Annotated in this window: 19 protein-coding genes; 7 read left to right on the top strand and 12 right to left on the bottom strand. The window is 68.4% G+C overall.

The annotated features are described in order from the left end of the window. The 5 genes from NTX40_10520 to rpsP all read right to left on the bottom strand — a co-directional run. Window positions 1-1,536 (bottom strand): ABC transporter ATP-binding protein (locus tag NTX40_10520; GenBank protein ID MCX5649507.1); only part of this gene is annotated, 1,536 nt, incomplete at its 3' end. 165 nt (window positions 1,537-1,701) lie between these two features. Beyond that, window positions 1,702-2,067 (bottom strand): 50S ribosomal protein L19, encoded by a 366-nt coding sequence (gene rplS, locus NTX40_10515; protein ID MCX5649506.1) that lies wholly within the window; start codon window positions 2,065-2,067, stop codon window positions 1,702-1,704. A 44-nt stretch (window positions 2,068-2,111) separates the two neighbouring features. Next, window positions 2,112-2,249: a hypothetical protein gene (locus NTX40_10510; GenBank protein MCX5649505.1), complete on the bottom strand. Its 138-nt coding sequence runs from the start codon at window positions 2,247-2,249 to the stop codon at window positions 2,112-2,114. An 11-nt stretch (window positions 2,250-2,260) separates the two neighbouring features. Beyond that, window positions 2,261-2,995, bottom strand: coding sequence for a tRNA (guanosine(37)-N1)-methyltransferase TrmD (gene trmD / locus NTX40_10505; protein MCX5649504.1), 735 nt, complete (start codon window positions 2,993-2,995; stop codon window positions 2,261-2,263). Between the two features lie 21 nt (window positions 2,996-3,016). Then, entirely contained in the window at window positions 3,017-3,400 is a 384-nt protein-coding gene (gene rpsP, locus NTX40_10500) for a 30S ribosomal protein S16 (protein ID MCX5649503.1), read from the bottom strand. A gap of 231 nt (window positions 3,401-3,631) precedes the next feature. Here rpsP and NTX40_10495 point away from each other — a divergent pair, with 231 nt between their 5' ends. The 4 genes from NTX40_10495 (at window position 3,632) to purB (ending at window position 6,841) form a co-directional block, all read left to right on the top strand. Continuing rightward, window positions 3,632-4,042 carry a metallopeptidase family protein gene (locus tag NTX40_10495; GenBank protein MCX5649502.1) on the top strand — a complete coding sequence of 137 codons (411 nt, stop codon included), beginning with the start codon at window positions 3,632-3,634 and terminating at the stop codon, window positions 4,040-4,042. Between the two features lie 91 nt (window positions 4,043-4,133). Then, the gene (locus NTX40_10490) at window positions 4,134-4,424 is read left to right on the top strand and encodes a DUF167 family protein (GenBank protein MCX5649501.1); all 291 of its coding nucleotides are present in this window, start codon (window positions 4,134-4,136) and stop codon (window positions 4,422-4,424) included. 219 nt (window positions 4,425-4,643) lie between these two features. Continuing rightward, complete coding sequence (locus tag NTX40_10485) at window positions 4,644-5,210, top strand: helix-turn-helix domain-containing protein (protein ID MCX5649500.1); 567 nt, start codon at window positions 4,644-4,646, stop codon at window positions 5,208-5,210. Between the two features lie 188 nt (window positions 5,211-5,398). Further along, window positions 5,399-6,841, top strand: a complete 1,443-nt coding sequence (gene purB, locus NTX40_10480) for an adenylosuccinate lyase (protein ID MCX5649499.1) — start codon at window positions 5,399-5,401, stop codon at window positions 6,839-6,841. A gap of 25 nt (window positions 6,842-6,866) precedes the next feature. On the opposite strand, the gene NTX40_10475 is transcribed toward purB, so the two are convergent. The 7 genes from NTX40_10475 to argB form a co-directional block, all read right to left on the bottom strand. After that, complete coding sequence (locus NTX40_10475; protein MCX5649498.1) at window positions 6,867-7,739, bottom strand: aminotransferase class IV; 873 nt, start codon at window positions 7,737-7,739, stop codon at window positions 6,867-6,869. Between the two features lie 92 nt (window positions 7,740-7,831). Continuing rightward, window positions 7,832-9,223: an anthranilate synthase component I family protein gene (locus NTX40_10470; protein ID MCX5649497.1), complete on the bottom strand. Its 1,392-nt coding sequence runs from the start codon at window positions 9,221-9,223 to the stop codon at window positions 7,832-7,834. Between the two features lie 111 nt (window positions 9,224-9,334). Then, on the bottom strand, window positions 9,335-10,012 hold the full coding sequence (gene purN / locus NTX40_10465) for a phosphoribosylglycinamide formyltransferase (GenBank protein MCX5649496.1): 678 nt from the start codon (window positions 10,010-10,012) through the stop codon (window positions 9,335-9,337). Between the two features lie 77 nt (window positions 10,013-10,089). Then, window positions 10,090-12,036: an alpha-N-arabinofuranosidase gene (locus tag NTX40_10460; protein MCX5649495.1), complete on the bottom strand. Its 1,947-nt coding sequence runs from the start codon at window positions 12,034-12,036 to the stop codon at window positions 10,090-10,092. A gap of 83 nt (window positions 12,037-12,119) precedes the next feature. Next, a complete protein-coding gene (locus NTX40_10455) occupies window positions 12,120-13,049 on the bottom strand; it encodes a hypothetical protein (protein MCX5649494.1) in 930 nt (309 codons plus the stop codon). Window positions 13,050-13,085: 36 nt separating this feature from the next. After that, window positions 13,086-13,334 (bottom strand): zinc ribbon domain-containing protein, encoded by a 249-nt coding sequence (locus NTX40_10450; protein MCX5649493.1) that lies wholly within the window; start codon window positions 13,332-13,334, stop codon window positions 13,086-13,088. A 14-nt stretch (window positions 13,335-13,348) separates the two neighbouring features. Continuing rightward, entirely contained in the window at window positions 13,349-14,212 is an 864-nt protein-coding gene (argB, locus tag NTX40_10445) for an acetylglutamate kinase (GenBank protein MCX5649492.1), read from the bottom strand. Window positions 14,213-14,695: 483 nt separating this feature from the next. On the opposite strand from argB, the gene NTX40_10440 reads away from it, so the two are divergent. The 3 genes from NTX40_10440 to NTX40_10430 are packed head-to-tail and all read left to right on the top strand — an operon-like array spanning window position 14,696 to window position 18,049. Then, on the top strand, window positions 14,696-16,213 hold the full coding sequence (locus NTX40_10440) for a phage portal protein (GenBank protein ID MCX5649491.1): 1,518 nt from the start codon (window positions 14,696-14,698) through the stop codon (window positions 16,211-16,213). Window positions 16,214-16,267: 54 nt separating this feature from the next. After that, window positions 16,268-16,861 carry a hypothetical protein gene (locus tag NTX40_10435; GenBank protein ID MCX5649490.1) on the top strand — a complete coding sequence of 198 codons (594 nt, stop codon included), beginning with the start codon at window positions 16,268-16,270 and terminating at the stop codon, window positions 16,859-16,861. A 36-nt stretch (window positions 16,862-16,897) separates the two neighbouring features. Beyond that, on the top strand, window positions 16,898-18,049 hold the full coding sequence (locus tag NTX40_10430) for a DUF5309 family protein (protein ID MCX5649489.1): 1,152 nt from the start codon (window positions 16,898-16,900) through the stop codon (window positions 18,047-18,049). Window positions 18,050-18,059 lie beyond the last annotated feature (10 nt).

Raw genomic sequence — 18,059 nt, 5'->3', positions numbered from 1 at the left:
GGGGACGATGGCGATCTGGTCGCGCAAGGATCGCAGGGTCACTCGGCGGGTGTCGGTGCCGTCGATGAGGATCTTTCCCCCGGTGGGTTCGAAGAACCGGGGGACGAGGCTCACGAGGGTGGTCTTTCCACAGCCGGTGCGGCCGATGATGGCGAGAACCTCGCCGTGGCGGACCGAGAGGTTGATGTCGTGGAGGACGGGTTTGCCGGTCTCGTAGGCGAACGAGACGTTGCGGAATTGGATGGACACGTGGTGCGGGGCGAGGACGGTGCCGTGGCTGCCGTAGCGGGGCTCCGGGTCGGCTTCCATGAGGGCGAAGATGCGGTCGGCGGCGGCGGAGGCCTGCTGGACGCGGTTCGAGACGTTCGAGAGTTTCCGCACGGGGTCGAGGGCACCGGCGAGGAGAAGGAAGCAGGTGCTCATTTTGCTGACGCTTTCCGGATCGAATGCGCGCTCCAGAATGATCCAGGCGCCGACGACGATGGCCAAGGCGGCGGCGACCGTGAAGATGGTTTCCACGAGGGGGCCTGTGGCGGCCTGGATGCGGATGGCCCGCAGAGAGTTCTTGAAGAAGCCGCGGCAGGCGGTGAAAAAGCGCCTACGCTGATGTCCCTCCAGGCGGTAGCCCTTGACCACCCGGATGCCGAAGAGGCCCTCCTCGATGTTCCCCAGGAGAGCGGCGTAGCTTTCGAGGCCTTTACGCGTCGCACGCCTCATGAGCGTCGCGAACCGCCGCACCAGAACCCCTACGATCGGCGCTGCCACCAGCACGATCACCGGGAGCCACGGGTGGATCGTGACGCCGATGGCGACGGCCATCACCAGGCAGATGGCGGCGCGCGGCGGCATGACGACGGCGTTGCCCAGCACCGTGCTCATGCCGTCCATCAGGTAGAGCATGTCCTGCTGGAATCGGCTCATGATGTCACTGGGTCCGATGCGAACGAAGAGCGAGAGCGGCGAACGCAGAACGCGGTCGTACGCCTTCAGACGCAGCGCCAGCACGGCCCGGTTGACCGTGTGGCCGACCAGGTACTCGTACAAGAAGTCCATTAGGCCGCGCAGGACCATCATGGCGACGATCGCGGCCATGATCCAGGCGAACGACTGGAACGGGTCCGGGGGAAACCGCTCGGCCAGCCAGCGCATGAGGGGGGCGTAGAACGAGCCTTTCTGCTCGGCATTCTGGGCCAGACCGCGGAGGCCCGCTTCCTGGTGACGGACCTCGACGTCGGGCGGGACGTACACCGTATGCCCCTCGGCGCGTAGTTCGGTCACCTCAGGCCCCTGGACGACGGTCCAGGAGGGGCCGACGACCACGGTTCGTTTGGCGGCGCTCGTGCCGGGCGCCCCGGCGTCTTCTTCGAGCACCTGGAACCCCTCGGGCGGCCGCTGAAAGAAAAGGTTGAACAGGGGCAGAGCGGAGCCGATCGAGCCGGCCCAGAGGATGGAGCCCACGAAGCCGGCGAGCCACGCGAGCAGAATGCGGCTCCGGTAGGGCCATGCGTATCGCAGCGCCTGGTAGAATGCTTTCATGGGGCGTCCTGCCTGCCGCCCGCCGCCAAGCGCTCGGCGCGCCTCGTACGCGACCGCGACCCTTCGGCTGCGCTCAGGGCGGCGCCTTACGGGCGCGGCTCGAACGACGCGCCTTTCGAGCCGTCCCGACGGGACGGGCACGTTCACCCGCCGCCCGGATCCTTCTCAGGCGCCGGCGGCCTCGGTGTCGCGGCGGTCCTCGACGAGGCGCGTGGCCTTGCCGACGCGTTGGCGGAGGTAATTAAGTTTCGCCCGCCGCACGCGGTGGGAACTGGTGACGCGGACGAAGGCGAGGTGCGGCGAATGGAGAGGGAAAATACGCTCGGCGCCGACGGAATCGCGACGCACGGTGAACGTCTCCGTGGAGCCGCGACCCCGGCGACCGATGACGCGGCCGGTGAAGACCTGGACGCGCTCCTTGTCGCCCTCCCGGATGCGGATGCCGACGTCGACGATGTCGCCGACGCGGAACTGGGGAGGCTCTTTGGCGAGGTGCTGGGCCTCGACGCGTTCGATGGCACGTTTTCGCATAGCACAGCCTTTCTCTTTGGCTCCGGAGCGGGAGGGGCTCCGCGTCAGTCCTTTCCGCGGCCGCCCCGGCTCCCTTTGCCGCGCATTATCCGCAAGAACAGCGCCAAGGCGATGCCGCCAAAAAACCCGATGAACAGGGCCACGATGATCGCAAACTCAAACATCCCAACAGCGGCCAGCATGTCCGCGCTCCTCAAGTCCGGCCGGCCGGCTCGTCCGGCCACGGCACGGCCCGTGGCCGTGACGGGTCCGGCACGAGGTCGGCCCGGCGCCGGCGAGTCCGCTCGCACGCCTGCTCCGCCCGCCAGCGGGCGATCGCCGCATGGTTCCCCGACACGAGCACCTCGGGCACCCCCATGCCGCGAAAGACTCGCGGCCGGGTGTACTGCGGGTACTCCAGGCCTCCGACGGCGTCGGAAAAACTCTCCTCGCGCGTCGCCGCCTCAGCCCCCAGGACGCCGGGCACAAGACGAACGACGGCGTCCACGAGAACCATGGCGGGCAGTTCCCCGCCCGTCAATACGTAATCGCCGATCGAGAGTTCCAGGTCCGCGAGGGTCCGGATTCTCTCGTCGAAGCCCTCGTAATGGCCGCAGACGAGGATCAACCGCTCCTCGCCTGCCAGGCGCGCCACACGCGCCTGTGTCAGCCGCTCGCCCTGCGGCGTCAGCAGGACGACCTTCCCGCGCCGCTCGTCGAGGCCGCGAGTGTGCTCCACGGCGCGGAAGACCGGTTCGCACATCAGGACCATGCCCGGTCCGCCGCCGAACGGCTTGTCGTCCACCGTGCCGCGCTCGTCCAACGCAAAGTCGCGCAGGTTCACGAGGACGACCTCAACGCGCCCTTCCCGGCGAGCGCGGCCGAGGATGCTCGTCTCCAACACATTCGCGAAGGCGTCCGGGAAGAGCGTGATGACGTCGATGCGCAGGCCCATGGCGCGCCTTCTCGCCTACTCGGCCGGCTTCTCTTCCTCGGCCTTGGCCGGCTCGGCCGGCGCCTCCGCCTTTGCCTCTGCGACCTTCTTGGCGGCCGGCGGCGGCGCTTGGCGTTTCTTGTGCCACGGCTTCGGGGCCACCTCGTTGCCCTTGGGGTCGATGCCCACGTGGGCGAGCAGTTGCCCGACCGTCGCGGACGGCTGGGCGCCGGCGCGCAGCCAGTGCGAGACCCGTTCGCGGCTGAGGGTCACCTTCTCCTCGTTCTTCGCGTGCGGGTCGTACGCACCCAGTTCCTCAAGGACACGACCGTCGCGAGCCATCCGCTTGTCGGTCGCGCAAATGCGCCAGTAGATCCGGTTCCGCCGGCCCAGGCGTTTCAGACGAATGCACACAGCCACCCTTGCGACTCCTTTCGCTTGCCAGACCCCCCCGCCGCCTGCCCGCGCGCCACGTTTAGCCGCGACCCGAAGGGGAGCGCACATTATTCCCCTCCGTCCCGGAAACGGCATATTGTAACGCCGGACGCGGCCGATGCAACCCAAAAAGCAGCCCTGCGCCGCGGAGCGGCTTGCAGGGCCGCCAGGGGCAGGTTAGGATTCCGGGTCGCCCCACGGGGAAGGAGGCGGCCGGTGGATGCCGAGCGGTTCGAGGAACTTGTGGACGAGGCGGTTGAGACCCTCCCGGCCGAGTTTGCCGAGCGGCTCGATAACGTGGACGTCGTGGTGGAGGCCAGGCCGGCGCGCCGGCTTCTTCGGAAGATGGGTCTGGCGGGGCGCGCGACGCTTCTGGGCCTCTACGAGGGCGTGCCGCAGAGCCGCCGCGACCACGCCTACGGGGCCGTCCTGCCGGACCGCATCGTCATCTACCGGGAGCCGGTGCTCGCGGAAGCGGCCGAGCGGGCGGGCGGTGCGGCCGATGCCCCCAGCGAGGATGACACCTTCGACCGGGCCGTGCGCGACGTCGTGCGGACGACAGTTCTGCATGAGATCGGTCACCATTTCGGCCTGAGCGAAGGGGACCTGAGACGGTACGAGGACTAGCATTGCCGGCGTGCGGCCCGTCCGAGCCGCGACCGGAAGGTCGCGGTGACCCAGGCAGGGCGCCGAGGCGAGCCGGCGCGGGGAGAAAGTGATGGCCATCGTCGAACCGGCCGAAGGCGGCGCGATCCTGGCGGTGAAAGTAGTTCCGGGGTCGTCGCGGGAAGGGATCGTCGGTCCGCTTGGCGATCGGCTGAAGGTGGCGGTGCGCAAGCCGGCCGAGAAAGGCGCCGCCAACAGGGCGCTTTCGTCCCTCGTTGCGAGGGCTCTGGGCCTCAGGCCGGGCGACGTCGAGATTCTTCGCGGCGGCAGTCGGCCGGAGAAGGACCTGCTCGTCCGGGGCCTCTCGGCGGCCGAGGTCCGGCGCCGGCTGGGCCTGGCGTAGGGCGCGCAAGGGGACCGGGGGACGAGCCAAAAGGGGGCGGCGGGGCGTTAAAATAGAGAAGATATTCGGGTTGTAAGGCCCGAAACCGGGTTATCTTGGCTTTCTAGGCCCATCCGATTTGACTTTTCGGGATTATGTGGTATACTTCCAAGGCTGTTCGCAAGGGGGTTGTGCGGCTATAGCCACTGGCTATAGTCGGCATATCCGGGGGAAGTGGGCATGAAGGAAGTTTTCACCACCGGGGAGGTGGCGCGGATGTGTGGCGTCGCGCCGCGGACGGTTTCCAAGTGGTTTGACACCGGGCAGTTGCGCGGTTTCAAAATACCTGGTTCCCGCGATCGTCGGATCCCCAGAGAGTCGCTCGTGCGGTTCATGCGCGCGCACGGTATTCCCCTTCGAGGTCTCGACGGGGCCGTGGTGCGTGTCTTGATTGTCGATCCCGACTACGAGTTTGCGGACGCCCTGCGCCATGGGCTGAAGCGAGGTTTCGGCTACGACGTGCAGGTCGCCACGGGCACCTTTGAGGCGGGCCTCCTGGCGCGCGAATTCAGGCCGCATGTCATCCTGCTTGACCTCACCTTGCCCGGACTCGACGCGAGGGACACGCGGCAAGCGCTGCGGGGCGACCCGGAACTGGTGGCTACGCGCGTCGTTGCCGTGACACCGGACCGAGGGACCGGCGGCCGGCAAGCGATTGGCGATGGATTCGACGGGTACCTGGAGAAACCGTACAACCTGCCGAGCGCGGTCCGCGCGATCGAGCAGGCCACCGACATCATCATCTGACAGCGCACCCGTGTCACGCCTGCCGCGCGAGCGGCACGCTCCTGACACACACACGCCGACCCGTCCCGCCCGGGACGGGTCGGACCCTTTTTGGTCCTCCGCCCCGCGCGCCGAACCGGCGCATTTATTCTTTTGCACCCGGCCGGGAGAGACTACCATAGGGTCGGCGACACAGGCGAGGAGAGACCATGCCAGAGCGCCGGGAAGGCCACGACGTATACGATTCGCCCCTGGTGACGCGCTACGCGGGGCCCCAGATGGCGGCCCTGTGGAGCCCGGCCCGGAAGATCCGGACGTGGCGGCGGCTCTGGATCGCCCTGGCCGAGGCCGAGAAGGAGCTCGGCCTGGGAATCACCGACCAACAGATTGCTGAGATGCGCCGCCATACCGACGACGTGGATTTCGAGCGGGCCGAAGAACTCGAGCGCGAGTTGCGGCACGATGTGATGGCCCACGTCCGCGCCTTTGCCGAGCAATGCCCCAAGGCGGGCCCCATCATCCACCTCGGGGCCACCAGTTGCTTCGTCGGCGACAACGCGGACCTCGTGATCCTGCGCGAGGGTATGGGGCTCCTGCGGGGCTGGCTGCTGGCGGTGATGGACCGCCTGGCCGGCTTCGCCACAGAGCACGCGCACCTCGCGACGCTCGGCTTCACGCATTACCAGCCGGCCCAGTTGACGACCGTGGGCAAGCGCGCGTGCCTCTGGCTCTACGACCTTCTGTTGGACTACCGTGCCCTCGCGCATGCGCTCGGCGAGTTGCGGTTCCGCGGCGTCAAGGGGACCACCGGGACCCAGGCGTCGTTCCTGCGCCTGTTCGACGGCGACCACGAGAAGGTCAGGCGACTCGACCGGCTTGTCGCCGAGAAGATGGGCTTCGCCGGCGTCTATCCCGTCACCGGCCAGACGTACAGCCGTAAGGTGGATTACCAGGTGCTCACGGTTCTGTCGGGCATCGCCCAGAGCGCGCACAAGTTTGCGAACGACCTGAGGCTCCTGGCGAACCGCAAGGAACTCGAGGAACCGTTCGAGGAGAAACAGGTCGGCTCGAGCGCGATGGCCTACAAGCGCAACCCGATGCGGGCCGAACGCATGACGGGCCTGGCGCGCGTGGTGATGGCGCTCGTGCCGGCGGCCGCAGCCACCGCCGCCGAACAGTGGCTCGAACGGACGCTCGACGATTCGGCGGCGCGCCGGATCGTCCTCGCGGAGGCGTTCCTGGGCGCCGACGCAGTCCTGCGGCTCTACCAGAACATCACGGCGGGGCTTGTGGTCTATCCGAAGATGTGCGCGAAACACGTCGCCGAGGAACTGCCGTTCATGGCCACCGAGAACATCCTGATGGCTGCGGTGAAGGCGGGGGGCGACCGGCAGGCCTTGCACGAGAAAATCCGCCGGCACAGCCAAGCGGCCGCGAAGCAAGTCAAACTCGAGGGCGGCGAAAACGATTTGCTCTTGCGCCTGAAAGCCGACAAGGCGTTCGCCAAGGTGGACATCGACGCCGAACTCGACCCCGCACGATTCGTCGGCCGCGCGCCCGAACAGGTCGAGGAGTTTCTCGCCGCCGAGATCCGTCCCCTCCTCGAGGCCCACAAGGCCGAAATCTCCCGCGAGGCGGATATCCAGGTGTAGTTCTTCGAGCCGCCTGCGGGGGCCCTCACTGCCCCGTTTCGCGGATGACGAGGGCGTGGTAGGCCTCGGCGAGTCGCTTCGTCACTGGGCCCGGCAGGCCGTCCCCGATTTCCTTTCGTTCCACGCGGCCGACCGGCAGCAACTCCATGATGGAGTTGGTGAGGAACATTTCGTCGGAGTCCAGCACCGCGCGGGCTGAAAGGGGCTTCTGCTCGGCCGGGACGCCTGCCTCCGCCGCGAGTTCCAGCACGGCCGCCCGCGTGATGCCCGCGAGCAAGCCTTCCTCGACGGGCGGCGTCAGGAGCCTCCCGCCGGAGACGATGAAGACGTTCGAGAGCGAGCCTTCGGCCAGGCGCCCCTTGGTGTTGAAGATCAGGGCCTCGGTCGCTCGCGCGCGGTGCGCGTCGCGCAGGGCCAGGAGGTTCCTCAGGTACCCGGTCGTCTTGTGATAGACGGTCGGGTCGTCCGCGCTCGTGCGGATGTCGGAGACGACGACGGTGGCGCCGTTCTCGTAGAGTTCGGCCGGGTAGGGCGTCATGGGGCCGGCGGTGATGATGAGCGTGGCGGGCGGGGCCTCGTCGTCGTCGACGGCGTCGGCGAGGGGCCCGCGTGTGGCCGTCAGGCGCACGCGCACGTCGGCCAGGCCGTTCGCTTCCACCAGGCGTGCGACCGCCTCGGCGACTTGGGAGTCCAACTCGCGGATGAAGATGCGGAAGAACTCTCCGCTCGCGCGCAACCGCGCGAGGTGCGCCTGGAGGCGGAACGGCCGGCCGCCGTAGGTCCGCAGGGTCTCGAAGAGCCCGGCGCCGAGCAGAACGCCGGCATCGAGGGCGGAGATTCTCGCCTCCTTGCGCGGCACAAAATCGCCGGAGACATAAACGAATTCGTTTTCACTCATTGGCACGTAACCGTTGGCTTCGGCCAGTCGTTTGGCCGTTCCCTTCTTCCTTTTGCGGTTCGGTGTTCGATATTCATGATTCGTTCGTTTTCTTACGGCGCAAGGCCCAGGGCGGCGAGCATTGCGCGGGCCTTGTCGCTCGTTTCGTCGAACTCGGCCGCCGGGTCGGAATCGGCGACGATGCCCCCCCCTGCCTGAAGATGGACCGCCTGGCCCGCCACGAGCAGCGTCCGGATAGCGATGTTAAGAACGCATCTTCCGGCGGGCTCGGCGCCGGACGGCGGCGCGAGGTATCCGACCGCGCCGGTATAGACGCTGCGGCGCGTCGGCTCGATTTCGGCGATGATCTGCATCGCGCGGACCTTCGGGGCCCCTGTGATGGAGCCGCCCGGGAACGTCGCCCGGAGGAGGTCCACGAGGTCCAGCCCCTCGTGCAGCCGCCCCTCGACGGTCGCCACGGTGTGGTACACGGCCTCGTAGGCCTCGACCGCGCGCGGATTGGTGACGCGGACGCTGCCGTAATCGCAGACGCGGCCGAGGTCGTTCCGCTCCAGGTCCGTAATCATCACGAGTTCGGCCTTATCCTTTTCGGACCGGAGGAGGTTGTCGCGCTCGCGGCGGTTGAAGTCCGACGATTCGGCCTCGCCGGCGCGGCGCGGGCGCGTGCCCTTGATGGGCCGCGTGACGACGCGCCCGGCGGCAAGGTCGAGGAAGAGTTCGGGGCTCGAGGAGAGCACCGCCCGCCCGGCGCCGAGGCCGACGTAAGCCGCGTAGGGCGCCGGGTTGGCGCGCCGAAGGCGCCGGTACAGGCTCGCCGGGCGAAGGTCCGGTCCTGGGGGGTTCTGCTCCAGGGGCACGGTGAAGCGCCGGCTCAGGTTCACCTGGAAGATGTCGCCGGCCGCGATGTACTCGCGGGCCCGCGCGACGGCCCCGAGGTAACCTTCGCGCGTGAAGTTGCAGGAGGCCTCGCGCGCCGGCCGGGCCGCATCGACGCCCGGCGCGCCGGGAGCGGGCCCGCCGGCCGCGGCCAGCGCCGCACCGAGCGCCTCGGCGGGCGGCCCGTCGGCCCCGACGAGCACGGCCCGGCGCTCCGCGTGGTTCAGCACCAGGACCGTCTCGTAGTAGCCGAACCAGAGGTCCGGCAGCGCGATGTCGCGCGTCGGCGAGAGGGGGGCGGTCGGCTCGACGTACGGTCCGAGGTCGTAGGCGAGATAGCCGTAGAAACCCGGACCGAATGGGAGCGGCTTTCCGGGCCCTCCGCTTCCCCTGGACGGGTGGCACGGGCGGCTCGTCCGCCCGTGCTTATCCTTCGCCGGTTCATGTACAGCACTGGCGGGCCCCGGCGCGCTGGGACCAGTGCCACCCCCCTGCGGTGCGGGCTCGGCTTCAAGACGTGTAGCCGCGAGGGCGGCACGCAGTGCGTCGAAAGGATTCTCGCGCGGCTCGAGGACCGCCCGGCCGTCGGGGGCAACGAAGCGCGACACGCCACCCTGATGAACAGCGCCTCGACGTCCGCCGGCCAGGCGACCTCCTCAATGCGGAATGCGGAGTGCGGAGTGCGGAATGCACAGCAGGGAGCGGCCATAGGACGGCCCTCAATCTGGCTTGCAGCGCTCGGCGGCGCCGGGCTTGTATGCGGGATCGTCAATGTGGACCTTGCGGCCTTCGATGCGGAGGCGTCCCTCGGCAAAGAGGCGGATCGCCTCCGGGTACGCGATGCATTCTTGCTCGAACACTCGTGCCGCGAGGTCGTCGGGCGTGTCCTCGGCCCGAACGGGCACCGCGCGCTGCAAAACGATCGGCCCGTCGTCGTACGTGTTGTTGACGAAGTGGACCGTGCACCCGCTCACTTTGCAGCCGCGCGCCAGGACCGCCTCGTGCACGTGGTGGCCGTACATCCCCTCGCCGCCGAACGCCGGCAGCAGCGCGGGGTGAATGTTCATCACGCGCCCCAGGTACCGCGCAGGGATGACCCAGTACGAGAGGAACCCGGCCATGCAAACCAGGTTGACTTTTCGCTCGTCCAGGCGGGCGACCATGGCGTCGGAGTACGCCTGGACGGATCCCGGCGCGCCGGGATTGCGGCGAATGACATGGGCGGGGACGCCGGCGGCCAGGGCGATTTCAATGCCGCGGATGCCGGGGCGCGAAGCGATGACGACAGCGACCTCGGCCAGGCCCTTGAGGCTGCCGTCCTGGATGTGGTTCAGGATGTTTTCGAGTGTCCGTCCGCTGCCGGAAAGCAGGACCCCGATCCGGATCGTCTTTGCCATCGCGCATCCCCTTCGCCTGGGCAGCGCAGGGAGGTTACGCCTTTCGCGGCGGCGGGTCAAGCGCGTGCGCGAGTGGCCTATTTGACCTCGAGCGCGAGGAGCGTCACGCTTGCCGGCGCGACCGAAATCCTGTCCGTGAGGCCGCGCACGGCCGATTCGTTCACCGTCACACTGGGGGGCTTGCCTGGCTCGTTGTAGGCGTCGGGGCCGGGACCCGTGATCTCCCATCGCCGGCCGGCGCCCGTGAGCCCGACGCCCTGAATCTCCAGCGCGACGTCGGCCTTCTCTGTTGAGGCGTTGACGACGGCGAGGGTCAGGGTCTTTCGGTCCCCGCTGAAGGCAGCGGCGGCGTCGAGAGGCGCCGTGGCCGTTGCCGCCACCGGCAGCGTGCCGAAGTGCTTGCGGTAGAGTGCCAGCACGAGGCCCGTCGTGTCGAACGCGGCGGCGGTCTTCGTGGTCTTGATGCAGCCGATGACGTTCACGGTCTGGGCGTAGTTGGCCATGAAGAACATCTCGCTGTTGCGGGCGAACTCATGCAGTCCGGCCGCGATGCCCAGGGCGTCCTTCAGGAAGTACCGCGTGCCGAGTTCGCCGAAGACGTGCGGGCCGTACCAGTGGTTCCACTCGTCCAGGGCGATGCGGATGTCCTTGCCCTTGAGCGACTCCAGTTCGCGGCGGTATCGGCGGTGGGCGTCGGCGATGCGCCGGACGCTGTCGGGGCACTGGCGGACGTGGGCCGCGAGGTCCGGTTTCTTCTGGACGTAGAAGTGTTCGCTCACGAGGTCCATGTGGTCGGCGCACTGGCGCATCATGGCCTCGCTCCACGGGCCGACGGCCCCCACGGCGACGAGGCGGATGGAAGGGTTCCCGGCCCGCATCGCCTCGGCAAATTGGTTGTGTTTCTTGACGTACTCCTCGAGCGGCATGTGACCGAGTTGCCAGCCCCCGTACATCTCGTTCCCGATGCCCCACCACTTGACGCCGTACGGTTCCGCGTGGCCGTTGGCCACCCGCAGTTTTCCCATGGGCGTGTCGGCGCCGCCGTTGGCGTACTGGAGTTCCTCGACGGCGCTCTGGGCATCGCCCCTGCCGCTGTTGACGGCAATGTACGGCTCGGTCCCCAGGAGCCGGCAGAAGACCATGAACTCATCGAGGCCGAAGTCGTTGTGCTCGACGCCCGTCCAGGCGGGGTTTTTGCGGGGCGGGCGGCGGTCCCGGTCGCCGAGGCCGTCCTTCCAGTTGTACCCGCTCACGAAGTTGCCGCCCGGCCAGCGGTACACAGGCGCGTCGAGTTCCTTGAGTACGGCGAGCGTGTCGGCCCGCATGCCCTGGACGTTGTCGGCCGGCATGAGCGACGCCGTGCCGACGAAGCACGCGCCCGGGCCCGCCACGCGGACCGCGAGCCGCCCGTGGTCCGTGTCGGCCCCGGCGGCGAAGCGGAACGCGCGCTTCTCGTAGCGGTCCGGCCCGGCCCCGAACGTCGCCCGCGCCGCCTGGTCCGCCCCGTCGCCCCACTCAAGCGACACCTCAACCTTGGCGGCGCCCCCGGCGCCTTTGAGCCACACGTACCCGACGTACTCCTTGCCCTTGACGAGGCCCAGTTCGTTCTGGCGGATGCCGCTGCCCGGCGCGACCTGGGGCGTGTGTTCGCCTACGAAGGCGTCTTCCTTCACCATGCGGACCGAGTCGGGCGGGCTCAGGACTTCCCACGGCGAGGCGGCCACCACGGGGAAGAGCGCGCCGGGCCCGGGCGTCTTCCCGCGGTACGGGTCGTACTGGGACGTGACGGGGAACCAGAACTTGCGGTCTTCGAGCATCTCGGCCCAGATGCCGCCGTAGATGCACCGGCCCAGGTGCTCGATGAATTGGCCGTAGATGTACTTCGAGATCGGCTCGCCGGTTTTCGCGGCGTCGATGGTGATGCGTGGCTCGGGACCGGCTGGCTCGCCGGCGAAGGCAACGCTCGCCCAGAGAATCGCCCCGAGACAACCGACCCGCACCAGAACCATTGCGCTACCGTTCATCGCTGACTCCTTCCTGAGGGTTTCCGTGCCGACGCGCCAAGGCGCGCTCGGGCTGCCTATTCTGCCCCGCGGAGGCCTCCGCGTCAACCGAGAAGGGCGGCCGATGCCTGGCCCGCCTCCCGCTCCCGCCAGACCATCTCGCGGTAGACGAGAACCAGGACGAGGGTTCCGAGCGGCAATATCACACTCGAAACGAGGAGATTACAGAGACCATAGAGACCGAAGATCAGATCTTGCGCGATGCCTTTGTTGAGGAGGGCAAGGTCCGCGAGCGGGACACAAACCCAATCGGCCAGGGGAAGCAAAACGGCGGCCGCCAGGTACAGGGCGGCAAGTCGCCAATGACGAAGCGACAGACGCGTGCTTCGCACGATCGCCCGGATGCCGGAGTCTCCGAGGACGAGGACGTTCAGGGCCGACCATGCGAGGGGTATGGCCAGCAGGATGCCGATCCAGTGTGGTAGCCTGTGGATGAGCCATTCAGGAACCGGGATGAGGCGGAAGGTCTTGGCCAGGAGCGAGTTTTCATCCACCAGGCCGGATTGCAGTTCAGTCCAGGGAATCCGTCGCCCAAGCCACGGAACCAGCCAATGCACCAAGAGCGCCGCGCTGCCGGCAATCATGGTATTCGCCCAGAGCGCGGTGCTGCGGAAGGGGCTGAACAAGGTTGTTGCACCCGCGCGGCGGCCTTGCAAGAGCAGAAGTAGTGCGTACGCATAAGCAGCAAGGAAGGGCGCTATGGCGACGATGTTCACGATAATTGTGATGTGCCACCACCACCAACCGAAATCATGGCCGTCGGTAACGAAGAGGCCGATGCTAAGCGGAGCGAAGACCAGTTGCGAGATCACAAAAAGACATGCCAAGGTCAGGACGGCAAGTCCCCAGACGCGCAGGGCGCGGTGGCGAAGCAGTCCGAGGCCGGCGCGCCCTAACTGTGCGGCTCCGGCGCGCCGTTCGCCCGCGGGTCGCGTGCCGAGGATGTCGTCAGGCTCCGGTGATGTGTTTGCCATTGTTTTCCCCTATCTCGTACGGTCCGCGCGGGCGGGTTATTCGCCGCGGCGAACGGCCTCGACCTCTTCCGGCGGGACGGGTTCCGGGTGGCCGCAGCCGCCGCAGACGAGATAGAACCGCCGGTTCCAGCGCCAGACCGGCAGAAAGAAGATCGAGAGTTGCCGGCGTTCCTCCACGAGGACGTGCGGCGTTGTGCGAAGGCACTCCAGGCACCCGCGCTCAATCCCCTTGGCGAGGACCTTCTCGCGGTCGGCCACGCTCGCGATGAGACCGAAGATAAACATCCTCCCCCCTTTTTCTACGGCACGATCTCGGTGCCGACGCCCTTGTCGGTGTAGATTTCCAGGAGCAGGGCGTGCGGCACGCGCCCCGAGACGATGTGGGCTTTTTTGACGCCGCCCTTGAGGGCATCGAGCATCGTGCGGACCTTCGGGATCATGCCGCCCGAAATGACGCCCTGGGCCAGCAGGCGTTCGGCCTCCGGTTCCGAGAGGTGCGACAGGAGGCTTTCCGGGTCGTCGGCCTTGCGCCGGATGCCGTGCGTGTCGGAGACGTTGACTAACTTTTCGGCCTCCAGGGCGCGGGCGACGGCGCCTGCGGCTTCGTCGGCGTTGCAGTTGTACTTCTGGCCGTCGGCCCCGAGGCCGAGCGGCGCGAGGACGGGGATCGTTCCGAGGTCCACCAGACCCCTCAGGAGGAGCGCATCGACGCGGACGACGCGTCCGACGAAGCCGAGATCCTCGCCGTCCTTGGCCTTGAGAGGTTCGGCCACGAGGGCGCAACGGTTTTTCGTGGTGAGTCCCTCGGCCCGGGCGCCGGCTGTTTCGAGGAGGGCGACGATCTGGCCGTTGACGTCGGTCGCGAGGACGTCCTCGACGATCCGGAGTTCCTCGGGCCCGGTGTAGCGGAGGCCGGCGACGAACTTGGCTTCGAGGCCGGCGTCCTCCATGGCGCGGGTGATGGCCTTGCCGCCGCCGTGGACGACGACCGGCCGGATGCCGACCGCGCGCATGAAGGCGATGTCGGCGCAGACGGCCTCGAGGTCCTCGGGGACGTCCATGAAGGAGCCGCCGAGTTTCACGACGACGGTGCGTCCGCGGAAGCGGCGAATATATGGCAATGCCTCGATAAGTACGGCGGCTTTGGCGATGGCTTGTTCCATTTCCGCGGGGCTCCTCGTCCGATTCGAACGCATCCTTCGGCCCCGGTTATCGTAGCGGGCGGGCGCCGGGGGTCAAGCCGATTAGGCCCTGCCTCGAACCGCTCCCTGGCGACCCGCGCGGACGTGACACAAACGTGCCCACCCTCCGGGGGAATCCGGCCGAACCGCGGGAATTCGCAAGTCCTTATCCGGGCAGGAGTTGCGGTCTTTGGCGGCACGGGAAACTGTATGGCGTTGGCCGTTTGGTGGCACGGGACGCGGCGCGCCGCCCAAGGGTGGAGGGCGTGTGCGGCGCGTCTTCGCGTTTCGCCGCTGCGGCCAGAAGGTCGCGGGCGGAAGGCGCCGGCGCGGAGGCGCCCGCCCGCCTTTGCGTTCGGCCGGAGCGTTGCAGCGACGGGGCGCGTGAAACGCCGGCGTCCGGCGCCTCCTATTGAGGAAGCACCGGTACGCGTGACCGGCGGGCGCGATGGAAGGAGGTTCGGAGTGACGAAGCCGATGCGGCTGGACTTCCGTAACTTCGCGGACCCGGAACTGGACGCGGGGCTTGTCGAATACCTGGTGCGGGACGATGCAATCCCGCGCGCGATTCATTTCAATCGGCTGTGGGCGTACTACAAGAACGACCTGTCGCCGCTCGTGGCGGGCTTGGCGGACCTGGAGGCGGTGCGTTCGATCGACAGCGACTGGGCGGCGTGTGCGCGCCCGTACACGCAGGCGCAGGAGTTCGGCCTGCCGGCGCGGATCACGGGGCGGTCGCACCTGGGGTATGGCGGCGAAGGCGTGCCGCACGGCGCGTTTCGCCGCAAAGAAGTCGTCATCGAGAACGACATCGGCTGGCGGGTGGACTGCGGGGTGCACTACCTCGCCGGGAAGCCGGTCGCGGTGGAGAGCCTGGCCGAGAGCCGGGACCTCGCGTCGCAGATCGAGGCGGTGCTCCGCGTGGTGTGGGCGGCCAACGGAGGCCAGGCGCTCCTGGAGGAAGCGGCGCTGCTCGGGGCGATCTACGGCTTCGTGGACCTGGTGGTCCGTGCGAGGCCGGTGGAGGCCGGCGAGGGCGCGAGCGTGGAATCGCGAGCGGCGTCGGCCGTGGCGATCGAAGCCGTCGAGGCGCCGCGGGTTCTGCCGATCCTCGAGGAGGACGATTACCGGCGTCTGCGGTACTGGATTCAGACGTTCCGGAAACAGGCGAACCGGGTGGCCGACGGGACGCCGGCGGAGCGGCTGCTCGGCCGGTCGCGTCCGCAGATCGACGAGGTGGAGGTGCTGGAGATCCTCGGTCCGCGGTGGTGGCAGCGGTACGAGGACGGGGAACTTGCGGGCGAGGGCGAAAATCCCCTCGGGCGTGTCCCGGTCGTTCACATCCAGAACCTCGCCCATCCCTACCACTACGAGGGGCTGGGGGAAGTCGAGCCGCTCGTCCCGCTCCAGGACGAACTGAACACGCGCCTGTCGGACCGGGCGAACCGGGTGACGTTCCAGAGTTTCAAGATGTACCTCGGGCGCGGGATCGAGGGGTTCGAGGACCGCCCCGTGGCGCCCGGCCGGATGTGGGCGACGGACAACCCGGAGGCCTCGATCGAGGAGTTCGGGGGCGACGCGGAGAGCCCGAGCGAGGAGTCTCACATCGCGGAACTGCGCGAGGCGATGGACAAGGTCTCGGGCGTGACGCCGCTGGCGGCGGGTCTTCTGAAGGACCAACTGGGGAACCTTTCGAGCGCGACGGCGCTGCGCGTGGTGCTGATGGGAACGCTGGCGCGGCTGGAGCGGAAGCAGCTAACGTACGGGGCCGGGCTGGTGGAAGTGAACCGGATGATCCTGGAGGCGCTGGACCGACTGGGGATCTTGGAGACGCCGGCCGAGGCGCGCGGGACGCGGCTGCACTGGCCTTCGCCGCTGCCGGAGAACCTGGGCGAGAAACTCGCTGAGGCGAAGGCGAAGCGAGACCTCGGCGTGCCGGCCGAAACGGTGCTCCGGGAACTCGGGTACGGGCCGGATGACTGACGCATGGCCGTCGCCGTGCCGGCGGCGGACTAGACACAGAAGGAGGAGGACAAGATGTCCACGGCAGGAGGAGCCCAGGCGGGCCAGTCCGCGTCGAGCGGAGGGCGGCAGGAGCCGCAGGCAGTGATTCGCGAGAGTGCGAAGTACCGCAGGCGTGCGCAGGAGGCGGAGCGCCGGGCCGAAGCGCTGGAGGCGGAATTGGAGGCGATGCGCGGAGAGCGCGAGGAGGAATCGTCGCGGCTCGGCGCGGACCTGACGGCCGCCCGGAGCGAGGCCGAGGATCTCCGCGGCCGGGTGGAAGCGATCGAGCGCGACCGTCGGCTGGAACGCGAGTTCCTGTCGGCGGGCTGCGCCGACGTGGAGGCGGCCGTGGCGCTGGCGCGCCACCGGCTGGCCGGCCAGGAGCCGCCGGAGGACCTGAAGACGTTCGCGCGGGCCTTGCTGGCCGAGAAGCCGCATTTGCGCGGGGAGCCGGCGGCCGCGGCCGGGGCCGCGGCGCGCGGACTTGGGCCGTGCACGACGGGCGTCAAGCCGGCGGGTGCGAGCGGGCAGCGACGTGTCCTGGATCGGCTGGCCGATCAGGCGCGCCAAACGGGAAACGTGAAGGACGTGATGACCTACATGCGGGCGCGGCGCGGCGGAATATAGCGCGGCGAGCCCGGAACCAGAGCAAAGGAGCCGAACATGCCGTTTACGGGGAAAGCGACTTACTCGGCGGGCGCGGGCCTGCCGGAAATTGCGGAAGACGTGTCGGACCTGGTGAGCATCATCAGCCCGTCCGAGACGCCGCTGCTCGATGCGCTGGGTGACGCCCAGGTGGAGGCGCGCTCGACGCATCATGAGTGGCTGGAAGACGAACTGCTGCCGAACACCGACGCACTGACGGCGACGCCGTCGAACCCGGAGACCGAGACCGAGTTGGAGGTGGCCCACGCCGACAGGTTCCGGGTGGGCGACCAGTTGCGGTGCGAGGACGCCGAGGAACTGATGCTCGTGACGGACGTGGGGGCGGACACGATCACGGTCGCACGGGGCTACGGCGGGACGACGCCGGAGGCGGTGGCTTCGGGCGACGTGCTCAACATCCTGGGCAACGCGTCGCTCGAGGGGCAGGACGCCGACGCGGCGCGGTTCACGTTCCGGGCGCGTCGCGGCAACTGGACGCAGATCTTCTCGAAGGCCCTCGTCGTGAGCGGGAGCGAACTGGCGGTGCGGCACCTGGGAGTCGCGGACGAACTGGACTTCCAGAAGACCAAGGCCGTCCGGGAACTCCTGAGGGACCTGGAGAACACGGTGGTCAACGGCGTGGCGCCGGCGGCGGACGAGGAAGGTTCGGGGACGGTGCGGCGGACGATGAACGGCATCCTGCCGCAGGTCGGGACGAACCGGTTCGTGCCGGGGACGGGCGGATTCCCGAGCGGGGCCGACCTGGACGAGGAGAAGTTGAACACGGCACTGCGCCTCATCTGGGAGCAGTCGAGCGGCCAAGTGGACCTGATTGCCGTCAACGGGTACCAGAAGCGCGTGATCAGCCAGTTCGGCGCCGACTCGCGGGCGTACGCGGCCGACGATCCGCGGTACGCCAGCCAGATCGCCATCTACGAGAGCGATTTCGGCGTGCAGCGGGTGATCCTGTCGCGCTGGGTGCCGAGGGACGCTTGTCTGCTGCTCGATTCGAGCCGCATCCAGGTCCTGCCGCTGGCCGGCCGGAGTTTCCAATACCGGCCGCTGGCGGTCACCGGTGACTTCGAGAAGGGTCAGGTGCTGGGCGAGTACACGCTGGAACTGAGGAACGAAGGGGCCCACGGCGTGATCCGGGGGCTGGCGACGTCGTAAGGCATGAGGC

This window comes from Planctomycetota bacterium (genome assembly GCA_026387035.1).
GTDB lineage: Bacteria > Planctomycetota > Phycisphaerae > FEN-1346 > FEN-1346 > JAPLMM01.
Note: the sequence above shows the minus strand (reverse complement) of the source record. Positions and strands in the feature narration are given on the sequence as shown.

Excerpts from the sequence above, each read along its gene's own strand:
- rplS (MCX5649506.1), bottom strand. The coding sequence starts at position 2,067 with ATGCGAAAACGTGCCATCGAACGCGTCGAGGCCCAGCACCTCGCCAAA.
- NTX40_10510 (MCX5649505.1), bottom strand. The coding sequence starts at position 2,249 with ATGCTGGCCGCTGTTGGGATGTTTGAGTTTGCGATCATCGTGGCCCTG.
- NTX40_10490 (MCX5649501.1), top strand. The coding sequence starts at position 4,134 with ATGGCCATCGTCGAACCGGCCGAAGGCGGCGCGATCCTGGCGGTGAAA.
- NTX40_10485 (MCX5649500.1), top strand. The coding sequence starts at position 4,644 with ATGAAGGAAGTTTTCACCACCGGGGAGGTGGCGCGGATGTGTGGCGTC.
- purB (MCX5649499.1), top strand. The coding sequence starts at position 5,399 with ATGCCAGAGCGCCGGGAAGGCCACGACGTATACGATTCGCCCCTGGTG.
- NTX40_10475 (MCX5649498.1), bottom strand. The coding sequence starts at position 7,739 with ATGAGTGAAAACGAATTCGTTTATGTCTCCGGCGATTTTGTGCCGCGC.
- purN (MCX5649496.1), bottom strand. The coding sequence starts at position 10,012 with ATGGCAAAGACGATCCGGATCGGGGTCCTGCTTTCCGGCAGCGGACGG.
- NTX40_10460 (MCX5649495.1), bottom strand. The coding sequence starts at position 12,036 with ATGAACGGTAGCGCAATGGTTCTGGTGCGGGTCGGTTGTCTCGGGGCG.
- NTX40_10455 (MCX5649494.1), bottom strand. The coding sequence starts at position 13,049 with ATGGCAAACACATCACCGGAGCCTGACGACATCCTCGGCACGCGACCC.
- NTX40_10450 (MCX5649493.1), bottom strand. The coding sequence starts at position 13,334 with ATGTTTATCTTCGGTCTCATCGCGAGCGTGGCCGACCGCGAGAAGGTC.
- argB (MCX5649492.1), bottom strand. The coding sequence starts at position 14,212 with ATGGAACAAGCCATCGCCAAAGCCGCCGTACTTATCGAGGCATTGCCA.
- NTX40_10435 (MCX5649490.1), top strand. The coding sequence starts at position 16,268 with ATGTCCACGGCAGGAGGAGCCCAGGCGGGCCAGTCCGCGTCGAGCGGA.
- NTX40_10430 (MCX5649489.1), top strand. The coding sequence starts at position 16,898 with ATGCCGTTTACGGGGAAAGCGACTTACTCGGCGGGCGCGGGCCTGCCG.